Origin of the sequence: Parabacteroides faecis, assembly GCF_014647375.1 — a bacterium.
Classification (GTDB): Bacteria; Bacteroidota; Bacteroidia; order Bacteroidales; family Tannerellaceae; genus Parabacteroides; species Parabacteroides faecis.
Genome location: NZ_BMPB01000021.1, coordinates 24,274 through 50,933, shown reverse-complemented (window position 1 = coordinate 50,933; position 26,660 = coordinate 24,274). Strand labels below are relative to the sequence as shown.

The following is a 26,660-nucleotide window of genomic DNA, read 5'->3' as shown; positions in this document are numbered from 1 at the left end:
ATAAAATCCGAATATTTCATTGAATAAGTCATCAACCTTAGATGGTTTAAATTCGGTATATTCATATTATTTCCTGTCATATCTATTATATTTTAATCCATTTACATTCTTAATTCACCGAATTATCCCGCCTGATCTGAAAAGGAATCTCATCAGTGGTTTTTATTTTCAGATCGTATCTGGCGACAATCTCATCCAGCAGGCTCTTATCCAAATGCAGATAAGCAGCAAAATCCGGATATTCTGTCAGTCCGAAGCCAATCATAATACCGTCCTGTTCGTCCTCATGGTCGAGCATATAAACGAACAGATTCATTTTGTTATCCCCATTGATATTATGTAGTATCAATTCATCCGACAACTGCGGCGGGGTAACTCCTTCGGGCATTAAATCGTAATATTCGAAATCTACCCAACCCCGGCTGCGGTAAGTGCGGAACAACTCTCGTAATTGTTCCGTCGTCAATTCTCCTATATCATAGAATTTTTCTACCATAACTGATAAATAATCTCATCAAAGATACGGTTTTTCCAGAAATCGGAGAACTTTAATGCCACTTACTTCCACTTCGATGCCACAAGCTGCCACAGGCTCGACAATCCTTTTCCTGTCAAATAGTTACATCTAATTTCGTCCTCGCACCGATATTGGTGCTGACTTTTAAATAATCGTAATATGGACGAAAAGTTAAAGAACGATGCCAAGAAAATAATGCTCGTTCAGCAAGCTGGCGACGGCCCACTGAAAGCCGTTACCGACATCAACAAAAAAGGTAAGATTAAAGTTACCGACCCTACCGAACAGAATATCGCAAACCTGTTCAATGTAAACACCCACGATTCCGCACTGGAAGCTTTTTTTAAGAAATTCGTGCAGGAAGCAGACAATCCCTCGCACACAGGTGTGAAAAACGCGGTAACAAAGGTGTTCATCATGACCGAAGACGTGCTGAATAAACTCATCAAAATCAATTTTGACCCCAACGAGTTAGAGAAGTACCGTGTTGATCCCGCCGCCGAACTCCAAAAGATGCAAGATAAGGGGCAGACACAGGGTAAAACGGATGATAAGGCGCAAGAGCAAAGTGGTGGAAACGGCGAAACAACCCAAACCGTTCAGCCTTACGACACCTCCAAAATTGACCGGGCTGATTTGGAACGTAAGGGCATCAAATGGGAATCCATCGAGCCGCACCTGCGAGCTATGTCCTACGGGCATAAATCCAACAAACTTATCGAGATGAACCCGGAAATGGAGCCGGGCGGCATACGTGTTCCCACCAAAGGGCGTGTATCGCTGGCCGAACAACCCGACGGCAGCCTGCGTGTTGTTCCTCACTACTGGCAGGAAAAACCCAATCTGAATGTGCCCTTTCACGGGGTGATGTTGCCCGAAGATGTGAAAACCAACATCGAGAACACCCGCCATGCCGGAAAAATCGTCGATCTGGAACTTACACCGGGTAAAAAAGAAGCCTGTTATATTTCCCGCGACGAGCTGACCAATACGCTGGAATATATGCGTGTGGCAGATTTCCCCCATAAAAAAGACATGAAGGGAACCACTCTTTCCGACGGTACGGAAATGAATATCGCCGGCGGCAGTAAGGGACTTTTGGAAAAATTCGTTACCCGTGCCGGTTATTACCGCGACGGCTACATTCAGGTAGATGCCGCTAACCGCAACTATGAGTTTTCATACGATGGTTTAGACCGCAACCGCTACGCTCAGGAGAATAAAGAGATATACCGCCAGAACCTGCCGGAGAAAAAAGGGGAACAAAAAGAGGCTTCCCAAGAGAAAAAACAATTGGACACCTTTATTCACAAAAGTATGGGTGGAGTGGCTGTTCCCAAAGATGTTTACGACGTGTGGAAAGCGGCGGAAGTCGACCCAAGCAAACGCGCCGAAGTGAAAGCCGTCTACATGAAAGACATGAAGCTGGACGGTAAAGGCCAGCCCGTCAGCTTGTGGGTGAAGCCTAATTATGAACTCGGTAAGCAGCAGTTTTTCAAATGGAATCCCGACTATGTGCGGAAGACGGCTACGAAGGTCAAACCTACTGTCGAAAGCGAAAAACAACACGCTGTCAATACCGAAGGAAAGACCGTTGAAGCGACCAAAAAGGTGAAAGAGCCGCTTAAACCCGGTCAGCAACAACCCACCGAAACTCAAAAGAAAAAGCAGGACGAGAATAAGCCGCAGGTGCGCCAACGCCCGCCTGCCAAAGGCCAGTCCACCGGGAAGAAAAACACATCCCGTAAAGTTTCCTAATCATTCATCCATTAACAGCAACCACAATGAAAGTAATTATAGCAGAAAAACCCAGCGTGGCGCGTGAAATAGCCGCTATCGTGGGAGCAAAGAATCGTAACGATGGCTTTTTAGAGGGTAACGGATATGCCGTTACGTGGGCGTTCGGCCATTTGGTCGGACTTGTCATGCCAGAAGCATACGGGATAACGGGATTTAGGACGGAGAATCTTCCGATACTCCCCAATCCCTTTATGCTCAAACCCCGCCAGACGAAAGATGGGAAAACCTATAAGGACGATCCCGGTGCGGTCAAACAGTTAGGCGTTATCAAAAGCCTGTTTTCCAAAGCCGACCGTATTATAGTAGCGACTGATGCCGGTCGGGAAGGAGAACTTATTTTCAGGCATATATATAACTACCTCGATTGTAAAAAGCCTTTCGACCGTCTTTGGATCAGCAGCCTGACTGACCGGGCGATCCGCGAGGGGTTGCAGAATCTACGCCCCGGCAGTGAATACGACAACCTGTATGCTTCGGCCAAAGCCCGCAGTGAAGCCGATTGGCTGGTGGGTATTAACGCTTCGCAGGCGCTTGCCATAGCCGCCGGACGCGGTGTGTGGTCGCTGGGCAGGGTACAAACACCTACATTGGCTATCATCTGCGCCCGCTATCTGGAAAATAAGGCGTTCACGCCCAAGACCTATTTCCAGCTTAAACTTCATACCGCGAAGCAGGCTACAATGTTCTCCGCACTTTCGACGGATAAATACGACATCCGGGCCGATGCCGATAAGTTATATGCTGCCGTCATGGATGCCGATAACGTTCATATCGCAAAGGTGGAACGCAAGGAGATAAACCAACAGCCACCCCTGCCATATGACCTGACCGCCCTGCAAAAAGAAGCCAACAGCAAGTATGGCTTTTCGGCGGATAAGACCCTGAATATCGCGCAGACGCTATATGAGGGCAAACTGATAACCTATCCCCGTACCGGATCGCGCTATATCTCCGCCGACATTATGGACGAAATACCCGAACTGATCACGGGGCTTTCCAAATATCCCCGGTTTGCGGCCTATGCAGAAAGCATGGATACCAAAATTCTCAATATCCGATGCGTGGATGATGCGAAAATCACCGACCATCATGCCATTCTCCCGACCGAGAATCTTCCGGGCAAACTTTCCCCTGACGAGTGTACCATTTATGAAATGATTGCCGGGCGTATGCTGGAAGCCTTTTCGCCTGTCTGCCGGAAAGAAAATACTGTTGTCGCATTACAATGTGCCGGAAAGGATTTTACGGCACGGGGAACGCTCATCCTTTCTCCCGGATGGCAAAAGGTATTCGGCGCTCAAGACGAGGAAAAAGAGGAGGATGCGACCATTCTACCGGAGATAGCCGAGGGCGACATCCTGCCCGTAAAAGGCTGCGATGTGTTGGAAAAGCAGACTAAACCGCGCCCGATCTATACGGAAAGCTCCCTGTTGGCGGCAATGGAGAGCGCTGGTAAAGAGGTGGCGGACGAAGCGGAGCGTGAAGCCATGAAAGAGGGCGGTATCGGAACTCCGGCCACCCGTGCGGCTATCATCGAAACGCTGTTTGCCCGCGAATATATCCGCCGTGAAAAGAAATCGCTCGTTCCCACCGATAAAGGATTATCCGTGTACAGCGTGGTAAAGGATAAAAAAATTGCCGATGTCGCCATGACCGGAGGATGGGAGCTTGCCCTGTCAAAGATAGCCTCCGGGGAGATGGATGCTTTTACCTTTCATCGGGGAATAGAGGTATTCGCAACGCAGATTACCTCAGAACTGTTATCTACCAAAATAGAATCGTCAGGCAATCGTTCCGGAGCAACATGCCCACAATGCGGACAACCTATTGTATTCTATCCCAAAGTCGCCAAGTGTCAGAACCCCGATTGTGGACTGATGGTATTTCGGGGCATCGCTCAAAAGGAACTCTCCGACGGGCAGCTTGCCGACTTATTCGGCAAGGGTAAAACCGGACTGATTAAGGGTTTCAAAGGTAAAAGCGGTAAACCGTTCGATGCCGCCGTAACCTTTGATTCTGACTTTAAGACCGTATTCGACTTTCCGAAGAAAAAACCGGGCAGTAGCGGGAAAAGAAATATCCGGAAATAATCGCTATCTTTACCACAAGAATTTCGTTGAGTAACGGTTTTTTTAAGAAGAAACTGAATTACAATGCGATTTTTTTGTGGTGGCGCTCTGGGTGGGAACTCGGAGCGCCTTTTCGCTTTTCTATCCGACATTTTCAAACCACAAAAAAATCCAATGTTATGACGACGAATAATCTTGCGCCCCAGGGCGAATTATCCTATTACGGTTTATCCTTATTATCGTACCTGAAAGACAGCCATCCCGACCGTGCGGCGGATATGGCATTCATCGCCGAGCGTGCCGAGCGTGCAGCGGAGGTTTACAGCGATACGATACGAGCCGGGCTTACCCACATCGAAGCCGAAGAAGCGGCCAGTACGGAACTCTACCTGGGATTGCATTTTTCCACCTACAGCACTATTGTAAACATCCTTTGGGATGAGTTTGCAGATAGTATTCCCGAAGACCGCGCCCGCATTGTCGCACTGGAGGCGTTACCGCTTTGCGCTAACGTGCTGGCAAAATACGACCTCACGGACGATTTTGCCGACAATCCCCAGCACGATCTCCTGTACACCGAACTTACCGGAACCATTCAAATACTTCTGGAAGATGGCAGCCTTTAATAAAAAGGCGCATCTGCGCCAGAACATCGACGCGATAAAGGTAGCCTTTACGCTTGAACGGGAAAACCGCAGGCCGACCTACCATGAAAGGACGATACTGCAATCTTACAGCGGTTTTGGGGCGATTAAGGAGGTATTAGACCCTCTGCCGGCCAGTGATAATAAGGCGAACGAGAATCCGCTTACCCCACTGATCCGGGAACTGAATACCGTCCTGAAAGAGAATACTCCGAATGAGAGGGAGCATAAACGCTATTTCGACGGTATAAAAAACTCTATTATTTCGGCTTTTTATACCCCTCCCGTTATTGCCGATACCATTGCCGAAGCCTTGAAGCGTAACGGAGTGATCCCGCAACGGGTACTCGACCCCAGCGCCGGAAACGGAGCGTTCGGCGACAGTATCAAAATGTTTGCCCCCGATGCTGAGATAACCTCTTTTGAGAAAGACCCAGTAACCGGACTTATCCTAAAACACCTGCGCCCGGAGGATCATGTACGAATACAGGGGTACGAAAGCATCGAACCTAAATACAACGGTTATTACGATGTAGCGACAAGCAATGTCCCGTTCGGGGATGTGGCGGTATTCGACCCTGCCTTTTCCACCGATAAAGACCCGGTAAGACGGCAGGCGACACGGACGTTACATAACTATTTCTTTATGAAATCGGTCGATACTGTCCGCGATGGGGGTATCATCGCCTTTATTGCTTCGCAGGGAGTAATGAACTCTGAGCGCAACCGCCCTGTGCGTGAATGGCTGATGAACCGATGCGATTTGGTTTCTGCCATACGGTTGCCGAATAATCTGTTTACCGAACACGCCGGAACCGAAGTCGGCAGCGATCTTATCGTATTGCAGAAACGACCGCCCGGAGAGCAGGCTTTAACCCAGCGGCAAAGGGATTTTATCGAATCTGAATCGCGGTCAGGGATTAATACAAGTAAACTTTTCAATCCCGACAATACGGAAAGGATCGTATCGACCGCCTACAAAAAAGACACAGACCCTTATGGTAAACCGGCTTTCGTCTATACGCATGGCGGCGGTGAAGCAGGTATTGCCAAAGACCTTGATGAGATGTTGTTTCAGGATTTTTCCCGGCATCTTGATTTGGAACGTTATCATTTGAACGCGCTGCAGATATCGGAACAGCCAAATACACAGCTCGTCGTCGGGGAAAATAAACGTTTCCCCGACGACCTCGATCCCTTTTGGCAGGCGGTTAAGGATCATTGGTTTCCTGATGAAAATAAATTTCGGGAGAATGAAAAGGAAATCGTCGCCGAAGAAGTGAAGCCGGAGCCGTCCATCCCGGACGATCCGTTTTGGAAAGCAACACCGGAGGACTGGCAGCGCTTTAATGAATGGTTTCAGCAGCGCGAGGCTGTTACTAAAGCGGCATCCGAGGGTTTCAACTTAGATGTGGAAACCGGGGAACTAACGCCGATGGCGACTTCGGAGCTTTCGCAACATACACTGGCCGAATACACGTCCCATGAACCTACGGCGGAAGATCTCGCCGAATTCGGAGTATGGACGGCGGAACAAGAACGCCGCTTGTATGAAGAACATCCACCACTGCCGGAAGATTACGGAATTACCGAGCCGGAGGAAATAGCGGAAAAGGTTGTGGCACAGAAAACCCTATCACAGCCGGAAGCGGTCGAAACGACGACTACGGAGCCAAAAGTGAGTGCCGCGCCCGGCAATTTCACGGGTACTCTTTTCGATATGGATGCTCCGGACATGATGAGAAAACCGGAGCCAGTCCAGCCTGATATTAATGTACGACAAGAACCGCTTATTACCCTTTACGACCTTTTCGGCTTTTCCCAAGAGGAACGCAGTCAGATAAACCGCCCGCGCCGCCGGAAAAAGAAAACGACCAAAGCAAAACAAACGGAGCAGCAGCGTGTACTCGACTGGCGTGAGGAATTGATTTTGGAACGCCAGCAACGAGAAGAACGCCGACAGGAACAAGTGCAACCTGTCTATCCGGTGGAGGATGCGCGAAAAACAGAGCATGAAGCGCAGTTGCGCCGCGTCGAGCAAGAAAAGCAGCGGGAAGAAGAACAGCGCGAAAGAGAAGAATATTATAAGCCGATACCGTTCAAAGCGGAGATTTTGCCGCATTACCGTGAGGGATCACTGGTAACGGACGAAAATAACTGTATCGGCTACCTGCGCGGTATCGAAGCTCTTCAGCCGATGTTCCATCCGCTGGAACTTTCCGAAGCGCAGGAAACGAAGGCATCTATCTATGTAGAAATACGCGATACCTATTACCACCTCTACCAGAATGAGGCGGAAAGGCTCGAAGCCAATCCCGCCCTGCGGGAGATGCTGAACCGCCTGTACGACAATTTTACAGAGCGTTTCGGGGAACTGAACGATAAGAAGAACCTCGACCTTATCAAAATGGACGCGCGAGGAACGGAAATACTTTCTCTTGAACGCTACATAGACGGCGTAGCGCAGAAAGCGGATATTTTCAATCATCCGGTAGCGTTCAACCCCAATGAACTGACCGAGGCCGCCGATGCCCGTGAAGCGTTGGTCGCCAGCCTGAACAAGTATGCGGAGGTAAACCTCGACTATATGGCGGGCTTAACCGGAGGAACTAAAGACGGTATTCTGGAAGAACTACAAGGCAGCATCTATTTCAATCCCGAAATTGACGGTTACGAGGTGGCCGACAAATATATTTCCGGCAATGTAATCGAAAAAGCCGAACGGGTGGAGCGTTTTATGAAAGAGAACCCCGACCATACAGCAGCACAGCAATCGCTCAAAGCCCTGCATGAAGCTGCGCCCAAACCTATCGCTTTTGACGATCTGGACTTTAATTTTGGCGAAAGGTGGATACCCAAAGGTGTATATGAACGCTACGCATCGTGGTTATTCGATACCGACGTTAGCATATCATTTGCTCCCAACATCGACGAATACGGGGTAAAGGGCGACAGACTAAATGCAAAGATATTGGATCAATATGCCGTAGATTCCCAAAGCCGTAAATTCAACGGCTTGCATCTACTGAAACATGCCCTACACAATACGACACCCGACATTACCAAGAAAGTGAACAAGCTGATCGACGGCAAGGTTCAGGAGGTAAAGGTGCGCGACGGGGAGAAAATACAGTTAGCCAATAGCAAGATTGACGAAATCCGCGACGGGTTTTCCGACTGGCTCAGGGAACAGTCACCCGAATTTAAAGATCGGCTGACTGATATGTATAACCGGAAATTCAATTGTTTCGTGCGTCCGCAGTACGACGGGGCGCACCAGACCTTTCCGGGGCTTGACCTGAAAGGTTTGGGTATCGACGACCTTTATAAGAGTCAGAAAGATGCTATCTGGATGGATAAATTACAGGGTGGCGGCATCTGCGATCACGAGGTCGGCGGTGGCAAAACCCTTATCATGTGCGTCGGCGCAATGGAGAAAAAGAGGCTCGGACTGGCCAATAAGCCGATGATTACAGGATTGAAAGCCAACATTCACGAGATAGCCAAGACATTCTGCACTGCCTATCCGAACGCTCGTGTGCTTTATCCCGGCAAGGAAGATTTTACTCCCAAAAACAGGGAGAGGATCTTCCGCGAGATAAAGAACAACGATTGGGATGCCGTGATATTAACGCATGAGCAATTCGGCAAGATACCGCAATCACCCGAATTGCAACGGGAGATACTGCAAACGGAACTGGATAGCGTAGAGGAAAATCTGGAAGTATTGAAAGCGCAGGGCAAAAGCGTTTCGCGTGGTATGATGAAAGGGTGCATCCGGCGTAAACTCAATCTGGAAGCCAAGCTGCAAACCGTTATGCACAACATTGAAAACCGTAAGGACGATTCGGTCGATTTCAAACTAATGGGCATCGACCACTTATACGTGGATGAATCGCATAAATTCAAAAATCTCACGTTCAACACCCGTCATGACCGCGTAGCGGGGTTGGGTAATCCCGAAGGAAGTCAGCGGGCGCTCAATATGCTATTCGCCATACGTACCATTCAGGAACGCACCGGGCGCGATCTGGGCGCTACTTACCTTTCGGGTACGACTATTTCCAACTCCCTGACGGAATTATACCTACTCTTTAAGTATCTCCGTCCGCAGGAAATGGAACGGCTCAACATGAAAACCTTCGATGCCTGGGCCGCCGTTTTCGCTAAAAAGACGACCGATTATGAATTTTCGGTAACAAACGAGGTCGTACAGAAAGAGCGGTTCCGCTACTTTATCAAAGTGCCGGAACTCGCGCAACTATACGCCGAAATTACCGATTTCCGTACTGCCGCCGACATCGGTATCGACCGTCCGGAAAAAAACGAGATTCTTTATACTATTCCGCCGACGGCAGACCAACGGGATTTTATCGACCGGCTCGTTAAGTTTGCCAAGACCGGCGATGGGGAGCTGCTTTACCGGGGCAAGCTATCCGAGAACGAAGACAAGGCGAAGATGCTTCTGGCTACGAATTACTCTCGTAAAATGTCGCTCGATATGCGAATGATTGACAACGACCGTTTCGGTGACGATGTGGACAATAAGGCAAGCCATGCCGCCCGGAACATCGCCAAGTATTATAAAGATTACGACCAGCATAAGGGTACGCAATTCGTATTCTCTGATCTCGGCACGTACAAGTCCGGTGAGTGGAATATTTACAGTGAGATTAAGCGCAAACTGGTGGAGAATTATAATATTAAACCGGGCGAGGTTCGCTTCATTCAGGAAGCCACCAGCGAAAGGATGCGTAAGGACATGATCGACCAGATGAACGAAGGCAAGATCCGGGTATTGTTCGGTTCGACCGAAATGCTCGGAACCGGTGTAAACGCCCAGAAACGGTGTGTAGCTATCCACCACCTCGATCAGCCGTGGCGACCCAGCGACCTCAATCAGCGTGACGGGCGCGGCATTCGCACAGGGAACGAAGTAGCCAAATACTATGCTGACAATAAGGTAGATGTTGTACTGTATGCCGTTGAGAAAACGCTGGATGCCTATATATTCAACCTGTTGCATAATAAACAGCTTTTCATAAACCAACTAAAGACCGGCAGTATGGGCGCACGTACCATCGACGAGGGTTCAGTAGATGAAAAGTCCGGTATGAATTTCTCCGAGTATGTGGCTATCCTGTCCGGTAACACGGAACTGTTGGAGAAAGCCCGACTGGAAAAGAAAATCACCACGCTGGAAAGTGAGCGGCAATCGTTCGTCCGGGGTAAATCATCCAGCCGATACAAGCTGGACGAGATACTGCAAAAGGTAGAGAAGAACGATGGCCTGATAGAACGTATCGGTAAAGATTTGGAGAACTTCAAAAGCCGGGTGCAACTTAATGAAGACGGCTCCTATAAAAATCCGATCCAACTCGATGGGGTGCAGGGTGGCGATATTAAGTTTATCGGCAAACATCTGAACCATATCGCAGAAACCATTCGCACGGGTATTGAGCCTGAAAAGATAGGCAGCTTGTACGGTTTTGATATTGTGGTCAAAAGCGAAAGGACAGAGAAAGAAGGGTTGGATTTGGTGCAGAACCGTTTTTATGTGCGTGGCGAAGGTAATTATCTGTACCAATACAATTACGGTAATCTGGCCGCTGATCCGCGACTGGCCTCCCAAAACTTTATAAACGCTCTGGGAACCATCGAGCCGTTATTGGAGAAATTTCAAAAGGACAACGAAAAATTGTCTATGGATATTCCCGTACTGCGTGAGGTGGTAGAGGGAACCTGGCGCAAGGAACCAGAGCTTGCGGTGCTAAGGGCTGAACTGACCGATTTAGACCGCAAAATACAGCTTTCCCTTAAACCGATTGACGACGATGAGGTGCAACTGCCGGATGAGCCGCAAGAGGCTAAAAAACATGCTCCGGTGGATAACCGGCAGCACATTCCGACAGATGGTAACGGACAGCCTTACATTCCGTCCCGGTTACGGGAAATCGCGGATAACTCCGGCGGACGCATCGTTATCGGGACGGTCGGTAATAACGCCCAGAGCAGGGATAATCCCGTCAAAATAAAGTTATAGCACGAAAGCTGTTCGGGAAACCGGGCAGCTTTTTACATAAGAAAACCGCCGCATTATCACAACGGGGCAGTTCTCACAGAAAAAATCAACAATTAAAAAATAGAAGAAAGAAAACAAAAAACTCTGATGCAGGAAGAACCCTTATTTCTTTTTGAAATTACGGAACTTGTCAAAATTTTGCTCGATGAACCGCAGTACATCAGATTCCTTATAGTAGGTTTTATGTTTGTTCATGTGGTAGGGTAAATCCCCCGATGAACGATAGCGTTGAAGCGTTCGCTTACTGATGTTAAGCATCTGGCATACTTCAAAATTATCCAGCATTTTTTCCCCGTCCATAATGAATGTCTGTATTTGTTTTAACGAGGGATTGCACAGTTTCTCTATGCGTTCTAACCGCTGTGCAATGCTACGCATCCATCCGTCGAAATATTCTTTATCTAAAAACATTACTTTTGATTTTGCTTTCTGCAAAGGTCGGTCGTATTTCAGAGGTTGCTAACGTACTCTGTCTTGGTTTTTTCTCTAACGACATTATAGGCGCTGTAATTCAGCCATTTATAATTCATCTTTTAAACTCCTTTGGCTTACAAAAGATGCCCAAAATACGGTTTCTCTCTTAAATTGATAATGTGTAAACTATTGTATCACAGCTATCTGATAACATTAATATAAAACCCATTTTATTGTCTGTTTATACATAGGTCTCAAAAAAAATAAAACCGGCTTACCTTGGATGGTAAGCCGGAGCTTAATTATCAGACAACTATTTCTAATTTTTCCCACAACACTATTTTTTCTTTTTCCTCTTCCAGGATTGCATTCGCCTTAACAGTGCATCTTTCAATCCGTCCAATCCCTGTGTAGGATTGTTGCGGATTTTCATATCTGAAAATGCACGAGACAGATTGCTATCCAACCGCACGTTAAATACATTTTCAATGTAGCTCGCTACCTGAGTCAAAGGTACGTTCCCGAAATAGCCTTCGGTATCGAAACCATAGATAAACTCGATCAGTAGATTTTTGGGCCCTACATACGTCAGGCGCGTTTCCGGAAACGGCTGAATACCGCATGGGCGATGCTCGTATTCCAGCTTCTCTATTTCACTCATCAAGTAGGCGTGTAGCATATCGTTGGCCAAAATCCGGGCAACCTTGAAGTCACAGTTCGTCGAAAACTGCGGGTCAAGTTCATAATAAAATGCTTCCAAATATTGCTCCGTATCGGTCTGACCGCGTAAGAAATATAACTTATCCAAATAAGTCGCTCCTGAACGAAAATAACGGATGAAATCCAACCGCTTGTTTGTATATTTGTTGATAGTGTCCAACTCGTTATTCAGGTACTCTTTCTGGCGGTTGACACTGGCTACAGGACGCAACATTTCGATGTTGTATATCTTCCGGTAGTAAATCAATTTGCAGAATAGCCGGGGCTTTACATCCTTAAAAAAATCTATTTCTTCTTCTTCACTCCTAAATTCGTAAGAAATTATAAACTCTTTCAAACGGTCGAAAGCATCAGCCAAAACATGCGACATTTCTAACGATAACTTGATATAATCATTATCTTTTGAACTCTCTACGCGATCACTCTCCTTGGCTATCTCCTCCTGTAGTTTTTTAACGAAATCAATCATAAGAAAAATATATTATGGGTTGATCTTTCGTTAAAAAAGATTCCAGCCCGTTCATTCTCTTTTCAAGATGCCTGCTTTGCTTATATATGTGTATTCATCATTCCTTCCAGAATTGCCAAATGACTCTCCAATTTAAAAGATAGCCCTATTGTTTATAATAGATTCTCATTACTGATTCCGGACACACCGTAGACTCAAACCGTTGGTTCTGCTGGAATTCAGCTGGAAGGAGATTCCCTCAGTACCGACAAAATACCACATCTCAGTTGTATTGGGAGCCGACGACGATAAAAACAAAGCACCTTCACCTCCCTCTATCAGTGCACCGGTATCGACATGCCGGGACCCGGCTGCAGGGATAAAAATGGAGGCGTTTTCGTGCGAACTACCAGTAGTCGGATTGAATACGAGAGTACCTATATAGGCTACATCTTTGCTATTCCACGAAACGGCCGTACCGGCCTTCATAGCTGACCAGCCTTCGTGTGGACTCGTGACAGAAGGATTGTTGTGATCCCGGCGGTCGAAATATCCGTCGGCGTAAAAACCCCACTTGAAATTTGTTGCACTGAAAGAATTTTCCAGCGTCGGATTGGAATACAAAGATTGCCGTATTTCAGAACTTTCTATACCGGTAGTGGTAGTGTTTGCGGCCGCCCAATTGGTAATCCCGTCACTGGGACGATGATAGCCCGGAGGGCAACTTTCCTGTGCGGATGAAACCGTGATCCAGTATTGGCCTGTGAGTGCCTCTTCCCATATAACGGGCTTCAGGGGATAACGCGGATTATAAGCCACAGGGTTGCCGTCATTTGCCCACTGGAAGAACGCTCCCGCCTGACTGGGGTAGTCCGTGAACACCGTGTTGTTATAGCCGGGCCCGACATCGACGAGCTCTTCATAATCGGTCAAATTGGAAGCCGTAGTGTTGTATGGGCTGAAACGTGCCGCAACTGTACGAGGCAGTCCATCGTCGCCGGGAGACATCACATAGTCCGGATCATCACCCTGTCGAATGAATATGGCATGATACTTCCGGGGAGTACCGTAACGGAGCACTACCAGCGCGTAGCGTGCGGGTCTGACGGTTGTGGGCGAGTAAAGCGTCGAAAGTCCGATCCGGAACTGAATATAGTTTCCCGCACCGCTAACAGCGGTGCCCGAAGCTGATGAGTAATAATCTGAAAGTCTGTACAAAGCGTCGTTGGTATTCATATCCGCCGGATGTTCGATGGCGGCATTACTGAAATTGATCCCCTCGTCGTCCGAATCTTCGGTGCTGAACACAATATCGCCCGCTTTCCAGCCGTCCCCCAACCAATATACCGAAGCGTCCCATTCTCCCGCACGCACGGCATTGGTTACCGGAATACGGATGATACGTTCGCCGCGCTGGTTCGCCTTCCAGAAAGCGCCTATATACTCGCCGGACATATAACCATTGTCCCGAACGGTTGCCATAGCATAATTCGGCAGTTGAATGACATTTATCGAGACACCGGTAGGATCGATCACGTTGGATATCGTTCCGGTGACTTCGGCAGTCGTGCTTGTATTCGCAGTAGGTTTCCAGACATACAGTGTCTTTGTTCCCGTTCCTGTAAATTGTTGGCCGGGAGTGGAGTTGTCCGTATTACGGACATCTGCGGCTGCTGTCGCTCCGGACGCCCAGTTGCGAATATCAGTCAGATTATCACAGATCATAAAGCCCGAATTGTCTATCCCGATTGTCCAGTCCAAAGCGGAACCGTTTTCTACGATCACCTCGAACTGAGAGAATCCTCCCGCAGCAGGCAGTACGATCTTTTCAGGCGTAAGCAGTAGCGCGGCTTCCGGGGTGATGGAGAGGTTGTAATTGATAAACTTCCCGGCCTGCCAGGTAATCCCGCTCAGGTCGAAATCGAAACTCCGGCCGCTGTTCAGTTCAACGGTAATCATGGCTTCCGTTCCCAGCGTCTGAGGAATCATCATCAGGTAGCCGCCGCCCGTGTTGACGAGCTGCGCCAAAGCGCCCAGATACACTCCGTCGTCGACCGTAGCTTCAAAATTGCCACTTCCGGACGCTGAGGTGTTCCAAGACGGGGTTCCGTCTTCGGCCACAGTCAGCACACCCGAAGTTTTGACCCCTTTGGCCGTTATTTTCGTTATCTGTTCACCGTTGCCCGAAGCCTTGAACCCGATACAGGTCAGCGCGTGCCCCAATTGAAAATTGACGGGCGAAGAACCGTTATTGACCCTGTTGCGGTCTTTCAGTAGGGCTGAAACCATCAGGTCAGGCTGGTCGGAACAGTTCGAGGGAACGGTATAGGTAATGGACGGTATACCTGTGGAGGCATTCATAGTGATACCATTCGCGGCGGTTGCATACGGCGAGTAGGCGAAGAAGCTTACATTGGCATCGGCGGCCTCCGGCCAATGCTTGATATCATCGTAACTCCAGACGCCACCGGCATGATCTATCTGGACGTTATTCATAAAATTGGGAGTGGCGCTTGCTCCCTGGGCAATCCAGTTGTTAGCCGTGCCATTACCTGTGTAATAGGCAAACACGCCCATGTCGGGAATTTCTGCATTAGAAGTTACAGGCATCCCGCGGGTCCAGATATTTTCGTCAGCGGTGGCGAAGCGGATCTCGCCGGAGCCGCCGCTGTACGGTTCCTCGGTTTTCGTGCAGGAGACCGCCAAAATAGAAGCCGCCAGACACACAAATATATATTTGAAAGTCTCCATTAACGTTATGGTTTATTAATTCTGAATGTGGTCATAGTGACCGGAGAGAGCATCACCCCTCTCCGGCCTGTATAGCATTTCTTCGTACTCTGATTACGGCTGTACCAGCGGAGTATCTGTGCCTCCCGGGGTATCCCACGGTGTTGTATTAGCCGAGAATTGGATTACGTTGAAGATATCTTCTCCACCGCCGCCTGTCGATGCGTCGCCGATGGTCAGATTCAACATATAATGTTTACCCATAGCGAACTGGTCGCCAGTGACATTGCCTGCCGCGATCTCATATTCACTCAAATCACCGCTGTAAATTTCCGTGCCGTTCTTAGTGATCGTGATGCCGGCTGTAATCTGCACCTTGCATCCTACCGCACTCTGCGGCATGATCATATACGAAGCGGCACCGGTATAGGTAGCGGCCGTCGCATTGGGCGAAGTCCAGGCCGCCGGAGTTGTTTTCGGGTCTACGGTTCCACCCGTTGACAGAACTTTGAGTGTAGCGGTAAGGCCGGTCGTGGTAAGAACATAGCCCGCATCCAGTAAATCCTGGTGCAGAGAAGCCGTAACGCTCACTTTGGAGAGCATATGGGCGAATTCAAAGGCGACGATGCCGGAAGATTTTGCCAATTGAGGAGTGGCAACCGTGAAATCCTGGTTGGCCGCAGCGGGAACTGTATAAGCAATCGAGAGTGCGGGATAAGCGCCCGTCGCCGCAATCGTCGACGGAGCCCATGAGTAGAAATCGACGGTACCGGAAGCGGGCCAGTGGTACGTGGTCGGAGCCAGGTTAGTCGTACCGTTAATCGCAGCATCGATAAACCATTCGGTAGATGATCCGCTCCAATCCGCATAGACCTGGTAATTGTCGCTGTTGTCATTGGCAGCGCGTGAGATTACTTTGTCGTTCAGGTTCGTAAACTTGATTTCTTTCTGCCCGACAGGGGAGTGTTCGTTTTCGGTCTTCGAGCAACTTGCCAAAGCGATGGCTGCAGCTGCCACAATAAAAATTTTCTTCATGTTCTTGTTGTTGTTTAAAAATTATTATTCAGATTGTTTACATTGTCTTTCCCTTGGGAAATTTATTTGTTTTGTTATTTAGTTTAATTCGCATTCAGTGGAACATCGATGATATCCCAGTCGATTACTTCCGACCCGAATCCCGAATCTTCACCTCCTTCCGGGACGACATCGGGTAAGCGGTCAGGCAGTTCCACATATACATTCAGCGTGGCCGCTCCGTGAGGTTCTGGCTGGAATTCTATCAAATCCGTCACGTCGACAACCTGGCGGACGAGCGTCTTTTCCGCATCGACCAACATGAACAGGAAGTCTAATTTCACAGGAGAATCGATCTGCACGTTCGTCTCGGACGGCACTTCATTCAAAAGCCCCAATGTGTATATGGTTATCGCAATGATCCCGTCTTTCGACGAGCCTGTGTCATACGCCCTGCCGTTCATCGTGAACTGCTGCGTGGCAATGATGCTCGTATTCCTGTCTTCACTGAAGCTGTACGATTCGGCCACTCCGGGTAGATCGACCAGCGCAGGCATACGGGCGTTATTCAATCCTTTCACATGGGCGACGATATTAAATTGATGTACTTTGCGCAACGGCTCCAACCCGACGAGCGCCTCGTTATACTCGTTGTCCCTCACAATGAAATCACGGACCATCACCGAAGCCAGAATGTCGGGATCATACACGTAGTCGTTATCATTGCTCCTGTTCTTAAAATCAGGATTGGGGAGATCGTACGCTTCGAGCGTGGAGAGGTTCTCATAACCCCGAATACCCACGCCCCGGATCTGGCCGCGAAGCTCGTTGAAAACCACCACGGTGTATCTGCCCGCCGGGACATCGGCATAGGTCTGGATGCGATTCGGACTGTTCTCGAACCGGTGTTCCATGACTAAATGTCCGTCGTTCTGATCATAGAACAAAGCGGTCACGTTCTGCGGCGTTATGTCAGCCACCGTCCATACCGTTCCTATCGGGACCAGACCCTCACCCGGGCACATATCTTCCAGCGGGCGGCGCTCGCAGGAGCCGAGCAGGAGCAGTGCGCAGCTAATCAGTATGCTGTATATTATCTTCATTTTCACGGCTCCTTATTTTTTATTATTCCCCGAATTGATCATCCACACCAGCGATACCTTCGCGCGGGTCGGGCCAATCCAGTTGGACGTGCCGTTCCCCTGTTTGATCAGATGCCACTCGCCGTCAACCCCGCATTGCTGGGGGGTGTATTCCCTGTATTTATTGGTCAGATAACCGATACCGAGGGAATATTCCATTCGCAGGTTCCGTCCGATCTTGTGGGCAAACCCACCGGTAATACCTGCTGAGAAAAACTCGCCCTGGTAACCTTTGGTTTTCCATTCCACATCGTAATATCCTCCGCCTGCATAGACACCCGTAAACCATCCGGTCAGCTGATCGCGCCGGGAACGCTCTCCCCACCAGTAACGCCCTTCGATGTTACCGTTAAGAATCTCCAGTGCATATTGTTTCTTTTCATACAGCCACCACGGGAATATCCATTCGGCCGCAACCGACCAGCGCTGTCCGATCGGGACCTCCACTTCGAGGTTGAGAGCCGACGCTACGTCGAACAGTAGGTTGGTCTTCAGGGCGAAAAGAGGTCTGCTTGTTTTCGGCAGGGGGGATAAGGTTACAGGCGTCGTTTCCGGAAGTTTTTCCGGGGCGGCAATCACCTCTTCGGGTGCTGCGACTATTTCCTCGACAACTGCCGGTACCGGCTCCGGTTGTACCACTACGATCTCCGGCTCCTGTATTTCTACTGGTTTTTCTGTGTGTGCGAAAAATACGCTTGTGGCCGTACGCATGTATTTCGCATAATTTTTATTCAAATATGTATCCGTACTTCCGCCGCCCAGTTGTTTTATCAGGGTTACTTTCATTTGGTCTCCGGCTGAGGAATTCAAAATGCTTAAAACTTCATCCCGGTTAGGTACTAGCGGATCGTTCTCGATCAGGTCGATCAGAATGTTCCAGTCGAACACAGCAGGCAGAATACTTATCCTGTTGTTGTAGACTCCGGGATGCTTCCATCGGATATCAGTCCTCAAAGCCACAGCCCGCTCCGAAGAAAGGCGTGAATTGACCTGGAAACTCCCTGACAGGGAAGCGCCGCCGGAAATAACGATCGAGTCCACTCCGGAGACGAAGTCGGCATCGGCTAACATCACGTCAAGCTTATTCAGATTATCTTGGTTGGTATAATAGTCGCGCAAAAGCAGCGAACTGTTATTCTCAAAGTAAAACAGTAAGCGAGAGGGAAGAGTGTCAGAGACGGTCGAAGACGTTGAAGCGTGCACCTCGAATGACATGCCGAGGAGTAATATCATCAAAATGATATTACTCCACAATCGATTTTTATTTATTTTTGAAATGCTATTCAATTCAATTCTATTTTATTATACAACATCAATATTCCTTTGTTTCACTATATTTCTCTTTTTAATAATAAAGAGTTGGATACATTGAAACAATTTTTGTGCAAAGGTAGATGCTATACAAAAAATAGAGATTGTCAAAAATTACAAAATTGTTTGCAATTCTCGCATTTCCCAGTTGTCAAAAATCACATATGTGTTTGCAATTTCTATACATGCTGGGATTTACCTGCTCTGATCTCAGTAGGATTTGCCCCCAACTCTTTCTTGCAGAATTTTGTAAACTGTGATTTATTCTCGAATCCCTGTTCAAATGCGATTTGCTTTATGAGTTTATCTGTAGTAGTCAGTTCTTTTTTTATCAGTTTCGCCCGATTCTCCTTCATCCAACTGTACGGAGTTTGTCCGAACACCACTTTAAATTTATCCGAAAATTTCCGGGGAGTCATCCATACGGATTCCGCTATTTCCTCCACGTTCTTATAAATATGCCATTGACGCCGAACATGTTCTTCAAAGACGGTATCCTCGCTAAGGGAGAGATAATAAAGAAAATCGCATATCTCTTTTTTTGAATAATAAACGCTGAGCATCAATATGAACTCCTTTACTACAAGGTCAAAATACCCGCAACACCTAACCCCGTCCGTAAGGCAATTGGCGACACCCTCCACGAAATGCCATATCCGCTCATTCATATCCAATGTGCTAAAGCGAGGCATATTTTTATTAGGTTTTTTTTTATTAGCAGAAAAGTGGTGGTAAAACTTTTCAATGCTCAGATTCTCGCAAATCTGTATCGGTTTGGTTATCCTCAAAATAAGCATGACTGTATCCTCAAGTGTTTCGAAATAATAGCGCCCTCCGGCCGGAAGAAGTACCATATGCCCCTTTCGCCCCACGTATTCCGGTAAGTCACTGAATACGAAGCGTAGTTCCCCCTCAAGAAAAAAAACAATCTCGTTGGTTCGTATAGGCAGATTACTGTTTTTGCCCTTGGGAGCTGTGATCAGTTCGACGAGAGGAAGCTCCGATTTATCAAAATGAAAACACTTTTCATGCAGATGTTTATCTATTATTTCCATAAATCTGTGAACTATTAGGGTGTTTACTCAAATACTACTCTTGTGTTTTCTTCATTTCAACAGGATAAAAACATATTGAATCAGCTTTTAACTTGATTTTTATGCCATTAGACAGATCCTTCCAATATCAAAAACACAACTTTTTTTTGTCAATGTTACCACATATAATGTGGTATTTATCATTTTCAAAAAAACGAAGGTAAGAAAATGTCATTAAACTATTTCTTAAAAAGAAATAATTCGTGATAATTGCAAACTATATTGTTGTTTTTAATAACTTGAACAAATAGAAATATCCCGTAATTTGTAAAAAATAAATTTTGGTGCGAAGAAAAACTAAGTGTGAAAATCTTAGTGTTCGGATCGTACCAATCATATTTTACCACCACTGAAATTGCGGATGTAGATATCTGCATTGTGTAAATTTGATGTGCTCGGACTTTCCTCTGGTTGAATTCCTCAAATGCATTCGCCTTTAAGTTACGTCATACCCAAAGAACTGATAACATTTAATTATCCGCCAAAAGAAGTTAATTTTTCTTCCGATATTTGACCATCATAATATCAGAACAACAATTCTTATTCTCTATCAATTCCCATTGTGATTCTTTTGGCTGTTCTGGGAACAGGAGAATACCTCTACCAAGAACAACAGGGATATAGGTTATACACATTTCATCAATCAAATCCGCTTCAAGAAGTATCGAAACCAATTTTCCACCGCCAATCAACAAAATATCTTTTCCTTGCTCATCTCGCAAAGCAGATATGTTTTCAACGATATTTTCAGAAATGGAATGCAGCTTTTCGCTTGTACCCCAATCGTGTCGAGAAATCACATAGGTCATTTGCTCCTGATAAGGCCAAATTACCTCCATATTTAGAAGTTCATGATAGGCACGTCTACCAATAAGTACCGTATCGACCGAAGCCAATAACTCCTTATAATTGTCATCTGTCTTGTTGGGATTTGGAAATCTGGTAAGCCATTCCAAACTGCCGTCCGATTCTGCAATACGCTGATCAAGCGAACTTGCAATGTGAAGAATAATCTTTTTCATTTTGCTGATATTTACGTGTTACTAACTGTCAATTTCTTGTTTGTAGGAGGCAACACGCAACATAAAAAAGAAGCGTGGAACTCACACTATTCCGATGTAGAGGCACTGGTATGCCTAATAAGCGAAACAGATAGAGCCCACGCCATACTTACGTATAGCATGAACATTACATCTGCGCCTCGCTTATTTCAAAAATTACCAGTTTTCTACATCGAGACGTTCTGTGAACGTTATGTTATATATATCAGAAGCATCATTAGATATGCTCCTGTTTTTTACTTTCTTACGTTTGCAAAGATAATGATTTTGAAGATATACTGCAATTTCAAACACCTAATCTCAATATACGCGAGAGTAAATGCTTTAAATCATTTGCTTATTTGCAAACAATGCCTATCTTTGCGAATAGATAACAGAGTTATTTGAAAGCATGAAAAACTAAGTGTATCTAAGCACTTTATCTCGTACCTATCCATTGCCCTTTTTCATGCCAAAGTCTTTTAAGAGATTTATAGTCTGGCAATTATCCTCCGACTGCTACAAAGATAACAAATAACAAAGTAAAAACTAACCCCATAATGTAAACTCAGACAGGATGACAGCATCCTCTCATAATGTACATAGGAATGTGAATCCGAATCAGTTAAAAAAGCCAAAACCTATCTCAGTAATATAAATGAAAATTGCAGCGATAAAAGGGGATGCTGCTAAAAGGGGTTGTCCGTTCTGACGACAGGTTGTGAAATCTACAAAACGGCAGCTCCTTTTCTTTCAGAGATTCAAATACATTCCTTATCTTCGTAAACTAAAATAATAAATATATGTCGCTTACAAAAATATTTTCGTTCATAGCAATCCTATCTCTCCTTTTTTACTCTTGTATAAAGGATGATGATAATGACACAATGATTAATTATGTGAATGTCGGTAATCAGATACCTTCATTCGCTGTTGAAGATACGACAGGCAATACATTCAGCTCCAACCAATTCCTCGACAAACAATCATTACTGGTATTTTTCGGCACTTATTGCCCTGACTGCAAACAGGTTCTACCGGTTATCGAAGAAGTCTGGAAAGAGATGAAAAACGACAGCAAATTCCAACTGATAGCAATTTCCCGGGAAGAAACAGCCGAAGCTGTCTCTGAATACTGGAAAGAGAATCAATTGACAATGCCGTTTTATCTGGATCCTACCCATGGCAGTGTTTTCGCTCTCTTTGCCAATAATACTATCCCGCGAATATATATCATAAATCAGAATAAAGAAGTTGTATGGATGGCTGTCGAGTCTTTGGATATTTCAGCAAAAGAACTAATACAAATAATTAAAGAACTGAAATAAAAAGAAACTGTACAATCATTATTCCTTCACAACAATACGGACAGGTCCTAATAAACCTGATTCCAATAAAGGAGATTCTTTGGTATAATGCCTGAAAGTAGCAAAAGTATATCTTTTGCTTGGTCTTTCTTTCCCATTAATCAACCATTCCGGCCATTGCCCATCGACAATTCCATCATCCTGTTTAAGCTCATCTCCTATCAATCGATTGACCCATAAGTTCGTAACCTCTATTCTGAGCTCATTATTCCCTTTTTTCAAAGCATCTGTTATCTCCACCTCCCAGGGGTTCGTCCAAATCACTCCTAAATCTTTACCATTCAACCAAACCTTCGCAATATTCTTAACCTGCCCCAAATCCAAATAAACTGGTTTCTGTAGAGATTGACTGTAATTAAATGATTGACAATACACTGCTGTCCCGGAATAGTACTTTATACCTTCATCCGGACACTGGCTCCAATCCTGCAATTCTTTAAACTCAACATTAGCAGGACCTCCCCACTTCGGATCAAAAGAGACTTGCCAGCTCTTATCTAATTTCTGTATCTCTTTAGATAATGAAAAATTCTTCACACCTAAATCAGGTTGAGGTTTTCCGTCAAAAACAACAAAGAAACTCTGATTGGGTTCAAACGACAAATCGACAGACGTACAAGTACCATCATCTGTGAACGCCGGTAAATTCCGTATCTCCCCATTAACAGGATTCCATAACTGCGGTTGTTTACCTGTCACACGAAAATGACAAACTGTATTCAATAAGTCCCTGGTACGATTGGACACAAAATAGAAATCCTGTTCGTTCACCTTTTTATGGATGTACCGTATCTTTCCTATGTCCGATCTGAAATCATCACCCAGTTTCATCTGATCCAGTAGACCGGAAGTTAATGGGTAATTCGGATAAAGATTATCTGCCTTATCTCTAATATCCTGTCCCCAATAGACCTGGCCTTTACCATAAGTACGTTTTACGAGTCCTGCCGGAAGATCTTTGCCACCCCAAAGATCTGTAATCATCGTCGATAATACCTGATCGCATACAGGATAATCGGTTAACCCGGGAGCATACAGAGGAGGTATTCCCACCAAAGTAGCACCATCTTCTACCAAGGACTTTATTTTATCCAATAACCGGGGAGTCATCGTTTCAAAAACAGGAAGTACCAACAAACTATACTGCATTCCGGAAGGGAACTTTATTTTTCCGTTCTCAACTGAAGCGTTGTATAACAAACTCGGCGGACAAGCATCGAAGTTATGTCCTTTTTTATCGATTAAGAAATCGCCCTCCAATGCAGAGACAGGAGCTCTGAATACAAACGGAGCCTCTTCCGGCGCCAGATAAAGAACATCCGCCACTGTTTGCCCTTTCTGTAGCAGATACTGGCAGCGAGCTATATACCGATGGTAACCGTCTACATAAGGCCACCAAGTCTGATTCCGGTCCCAATGCACACCATAAGGCCCCATGGTCATTCCCGGACGCAGATCATCCCGCAACGCCTGATGTTGAAATGTATGAAAGGTAAGCCGGTTAATTCCTGCAGCAAAAGCCCAGTCGGTCTGGTCTTTCATAGATGCCGGATGTTGCTTCCAACCATCTCCGGCAGCAGTAAAGGCTTCCGATGGCACTACACGCTGGCCTTTGATATTGGCTAAAGAGCTTCCCTCTACAGCACTAAAAGATGTATTATACCCACCTATACTCCAGAATTCGCACATCGGTATATCAGCCGAAGCACCCAATTCCAGATCCTGCATCGGGTTCATATCATAAGGCTCTATAGAAAGCTTCATGCCATGTTTATGAGCATAAGCCTTTACAAATAAAGAATGATTTTCAAGCATCAGTTCCTGCATAGTCTGTCGTAGATCCCACAAAAAGCGTTCACTGGTTTGTTTATCTCCCACAATATAGCCAGCATAAACCGGATAGTAAGGTTGAGGATCATACCCTCTCCTTTTTTTAAACTCCTGGCGGAGTTTCGGTGTCCAGTTCTGTGCTCCCATCTCCCAACTATCCATATGTAAGATTTTCAAACCTCCGGGTAAAAGTGTATCACGTTCTCCCAGCAAAGAGAATAATTCTTCCGTAAAAACACGAAGATGCGCCATTAAAGCGGTCGTATCTGCTTTATCACATTCAAAACCGACTCCGGGCAGAGGTGCCGGACGTGTTACAGCTCCGTTATTACGAACACCAACCCGCATAATTGTCCATTCCCCCGCAGGAACATCCCAGGTAACGGTCCCATCAACCAATGACCCGGTTAAATCGACAATTTTATCGAGGTGAATGACATCACCCGAATTCAAACTGAGATCGTCATTATCCCTTGACAAGAATTGCTTCACTCCTGGAACTGAACTATAAGGAGCTCTATAGTATAATGCTTTTTCATGAATATCTTTTATAAAAGTTTTTTCATCTGTCTTCGGAAAGGCTAAAACAGCTACATCTTTATAAAAGGCCTGCCATCTTTCTTTCAACTCAGGAGTAAAAGCTCCTTCTCCAAAATAAGGAGGCATCGGATCCGGTTTAGTTAAAGATACTGTTTGTTTTCCTTTCCCGGTCACATGAGTTACAGAAGAAACCAGGCTTTGCATGGATTCCTCTGCTTTTACCCAGGGACCGCCACTTCCCGTCCAACCGGGACCTATACCCAGTATCATGCTAATCCCCAACCGCTCACATTCCTGAACCGCATGTTTAAAACAGTCCTTCCATTCCTCGCTCAAGAAATCTACCTTTCCACGAGGTATACCGACATTTACTTCCAGAAATACAACAGAACCGATACCAACCTTCTTCATAGATTCCAAATCTTTTGTCATTCCTTCTTTAGACAAATTACCATCCATGAAATACCAATACACACCAGGACGGGCTGAATCAGGCGGGATCATAAAATTTTTCCGTAACATATTCGTATCACTTTCAGCCTGACAGGTACTTATAAGTGTAAAAAGGCTGATGCTCACCAACCAATAAAAAACATTCTTCATCATACAATCAAATTTAAAAGGTTATAAAAGTTGATTCAGAAAATCCGGAATACGTTGATATACTTTATCGACAGTACAAATATATCGGATCTGCTTCATTCTGATTTTAGCATTATGACTTTAGATTTCTAAAAAATGACAACATCCGCCTTAATTCCTTTATTTGTGTTTTTGCCTATAAACCATATATTCTTTTATAATCTTCATTATTTTACAGCCCTTGAATTTTCAAAAATGATATTTATATATTCTTTTTTGACAAAAAAATATTCACGCATTGTTTAGACTATATTATTATATTATTTTTGACCTGATTTCAATTTCCTAAAAGATACTAGCTTATGAATACACAACACAACAACATTCGTTATCTGAACATTAATTCAATAGATAAGCAATGGGGATTAACTGTTACGACCGCCGGTTATCAATGTATCCCGCCACATAGTATCTACCCATCCAAACGGCAACATCCTCAAAGTTATTCTTTCAACCCGGAAAAGGGACGTATATTGACAGAATATCAATTAGTTTATATTTCTCAGGGAAGTGGATTTTTTGAGTCTCAATCCTGTAAACGGATAAAAGTCAAAGCCGGGACCATGATCCTGTTATTCCCTGACGAATGGCATACGTATGCCCCAGATGAGGAGGGTTGGTACGAACATTGGGTCGGTTTCAAAGGAGATCTGATTGAAAACTGGATAACCAATAAGTTCTTTTCCAAAGAAAACCCCATCTTTGAAATTGGCATAAACGCCACTATCATAGGATTATACGAAGAGATTGTAACCCATACCATCAAAGAACAAATAGGGTATCAACAATTAATATCCTGCATCGTCCTGTATTTGATGGGAGAAATCTATTATAAAGAGAAAAATAATTCATTAACACAATCAGATATCGTAGAAAAGATCAACCAGGCGAGAGCCATTATGAAAAAGAAACTGGATAATCCTATTTCAGTAAAGGAAGTTGCTCAAAAACTAAATGTCAGTTATTCCTGGTTCCGGAGTACTTTTAAAGCGTATACAGGCGTATCTCCACTGCAATACCAATTGCAGCTCCGTTATTTACGGGCTAAAGAGTTATTGAGCGAGACTTCAATGAATATTTCCGAGATAGCTTATACGCTTCATTTCGAAACAATATCTCAATTTTCTACGTTTTTTACAAAAAAAGAAGGCATGTCGCCTTCTCAGTTCAGAAAACGTTGCCTTCAATAAAAGGCAGTAGTCCATATGATCATAACATTCACTGGAGAATATGATTATATGGACTATTCGCCATTG

The 26,660-nt window shown here is 45.7% G+C and carries 16 protein-coding genes; 6 read left to right on the top strand and 10 right to left on the bottom strand.

From position 1 onward, the window contains the following. Positions 1–109: 109 nt before the first annotated feature. The gene (locus IEY67_RS24235; RefSeq protein ID WP_129734872.1) at positions 110–496 is read right to left on the bottom strand and encodes a hypothetical protein; all 387 of its coding nucleotides are present in this window, start codon (positions 494–496) and stop codon (positions 110–112) included. Between the two features lie 180 nt (positions 497–676). Between IEY67_RS24235 and IEY67_RS24230 the strand changes: the two genes are divergently transcribed. The 4 genes from IEY67_RS24230 (at position 677) to IEY67_RS24215 (ending at position 11,073) form a co-directional block, all read left to right on the top strand. Continuing rightward, on the top strand, positions 677–2,275 hold the full coding sequence (locus IEY67_RS24230; protein ID WP_129734870.1) for a DUF4099 domain-containing protein: 1,599 nt from the start codon (positions 677–679) through the stop codon (positions 2,273–2,275). A gap of 26 nt (positions 2,276–2,301) precedes the next feature. Next, positions 2,302–4,407, top strand: a complete 2,106-nt coding sequence (locus IEY67_RS24225) for a type IA DNA topoisomerase (protein WP_129734868.1) — start codon at positions 2,302–2,304, stop codon at positions 4,405–4,407. 158 nt (positions 4,408–4,565) lie between these two features. Next, entirely contained in the window at positions 4,566–5,012 is a 447-nt protein-coding gene (locus tag IEY67_RS24220) for a DUF1896 family protein (RefSeq protein ID WP_129734866.1), read from the top strand. After that, positions 4,999–11,073: a helicase-like domain-containing protein gene (locus IEY67_RS24215; protein ID WP_129734864.1), complete on the top strand. Its 6,075-nt coding sequence runs from the start codon at positions 4,999–5,001 to the stop codon at positions 11,071–11,073. The genes IEY67_RS24220 and IEY67_RS24215 overlap by 14 nt, the downstream gene beginning before the upstream one ends. A gap of 141 nt (positions 11,074–11,214) precedes the next feature. On the opposite strand, the gene IEY67_RS24210 is transcribed toward IEY67_RS24215, so the two are convergent. The 8 genes from IEY67_RS24210 to IEY67_RS24175 form a co-directional block, all read right to left on the bottom strand. Then, the gene (locus tag IEY67_RS24210; RefSeq protein ID WP_129734862.1) at positions 11,215–11,523 is read right to left on the bottom strand and encodes a helix-turn-helix domain-containing protein; all 309 of its coding nucleotides are present in this window, start codon (positions 11,521–11,523) and stop codon (positions 11,215–11,217) included. Between the two features lie 340 nt (positions 11,524–11,863). Next, a complete protein-coding gene (locus tag IEY67_RS24205) occupies positions 11,864–12,715 on the bottom strand; it encodes an RteC domain-containing protein (RefSeq protein ID WP_129734860.1) in 852 nt (283 codons plus the stop codon). Positions 12,716–12,883: 168 nt separating this feature from the next. Continuing rightward, positions 12,884–15,445 (bottom strand): fimbrillin family protein, encoded by a 2,562-nt coding sequence (locus IEY67_RS24200; protein WP_129734858.1) that lies wholly within the window; start codon positions 15,443–15,445, stop codon positions 12,884–12,886. 93 nt (positions 15,446–15,538) lie between these two features. Next, complete coding sequence (locus IEY67_RS24195) at positions 15,539–16,459, bottom strand: fimbrillin family protein (protein ID WP_129734856.1); 921 nt, start codon at positions 16,457–16,459, stop codon at positions 15,539–15,541. An 83-nt stretch (positions 16,460–16,542) separates the two neighbouring features. Then, positions 16,543–17,541 (bottom strand): DUF5119 domain-containing protein, encoded by a 999-nt coding sequence (locus IEY67_RS24190; protein ID WP_262711685.1) that lies wholly within the window; start codon positions 17,539–17,541, stop codon positions 16,543–16,545. A 12-nt stretch (positions 17,542–17,553) separates the two neighbouring features. Further along, the gene (locus IEY67_RS24185; protein WP_129734852.1) at positions 17,554–18,813 is read right to left on the bottom strand and encodes a DUF3575 domain-containing protein; all 1,260 of its coding nucleotides are present in this window, start codon (positions 18,811–18,813) and stop codon (positions 17,554–17,556) included. 257 nt (positions 18,814–19,070) lie between these two features. Next, on the bottom strand, positions 19,071–19,946 hold the full coding sequence (locus tag IEY67_RS24180; RefSeq protein WP_183672502.1) for a helix-turn-helix domain-containing protein: 876 nt from the start codon (positions 19,944–19,946) through the stop codon (positions 19,071–19,073). A gap of 530 nt (positions 19,947–20,476) precedes the next feature. Then, a complete protein-coding gene (locus IEY67_RS24175; protein ID WP_129734848.1) occupies positions 20,477–21,007 on the bottom strand; it encodes a dihydrofolate reductase family protein in 531 nt (176 codons plus the stop codon). Between the two features lie 821 nt (positions 21,008–21,828). Here IEY67_RS24175 and IEY67_RS24170 point away from each other — a divergent pair. Then, a complete protein-coding gene (locus IEY67_RS24170) occupies positions 21,829–22,353 on the top strand; it encodes a TlpA family protein disulfide reductase (RefSeq protein WP_122351369.1) in 525 nt (174 codons plus the stop codon). Positions 22,354–22,371: 18 nt separating this feature from the next. On the opposite strand, the gene IEY67_RS24165 is transcribed toward IEY67_RS24170, so the two are convergent. Beyond that, the gene (locus IEY67_RS24165; RefSeq protein ID WP_183672501.1) at positions 22,372–25,368 is read right to left on the bottom strand and encodes a glycosyl hydrolase; all 2,997 of its coding nucleotides are present in this window, start codon (positions 25,366–25,368) and stop codon (positions 22,372–22,374) included. 338 nt (positions 25,369–25,706) lie between these two features. On the opposite strand from IEY67_RS24165, the gene IEY67_RS24160 reads away from it, so the two are divergent. Continuing rightward, positions 25,707–26,594, top strand: coding sequence for an AraC family transcriptional regulator (locus IEY67_RS24160; RefSeq protein ID WP_122351371.1), 888 nt, complete (start codon positions 25,707–25,709; stop codon positions 26,592–26,594). Positions 26,595–26,660: the final 66 nt, after the last annotated feature.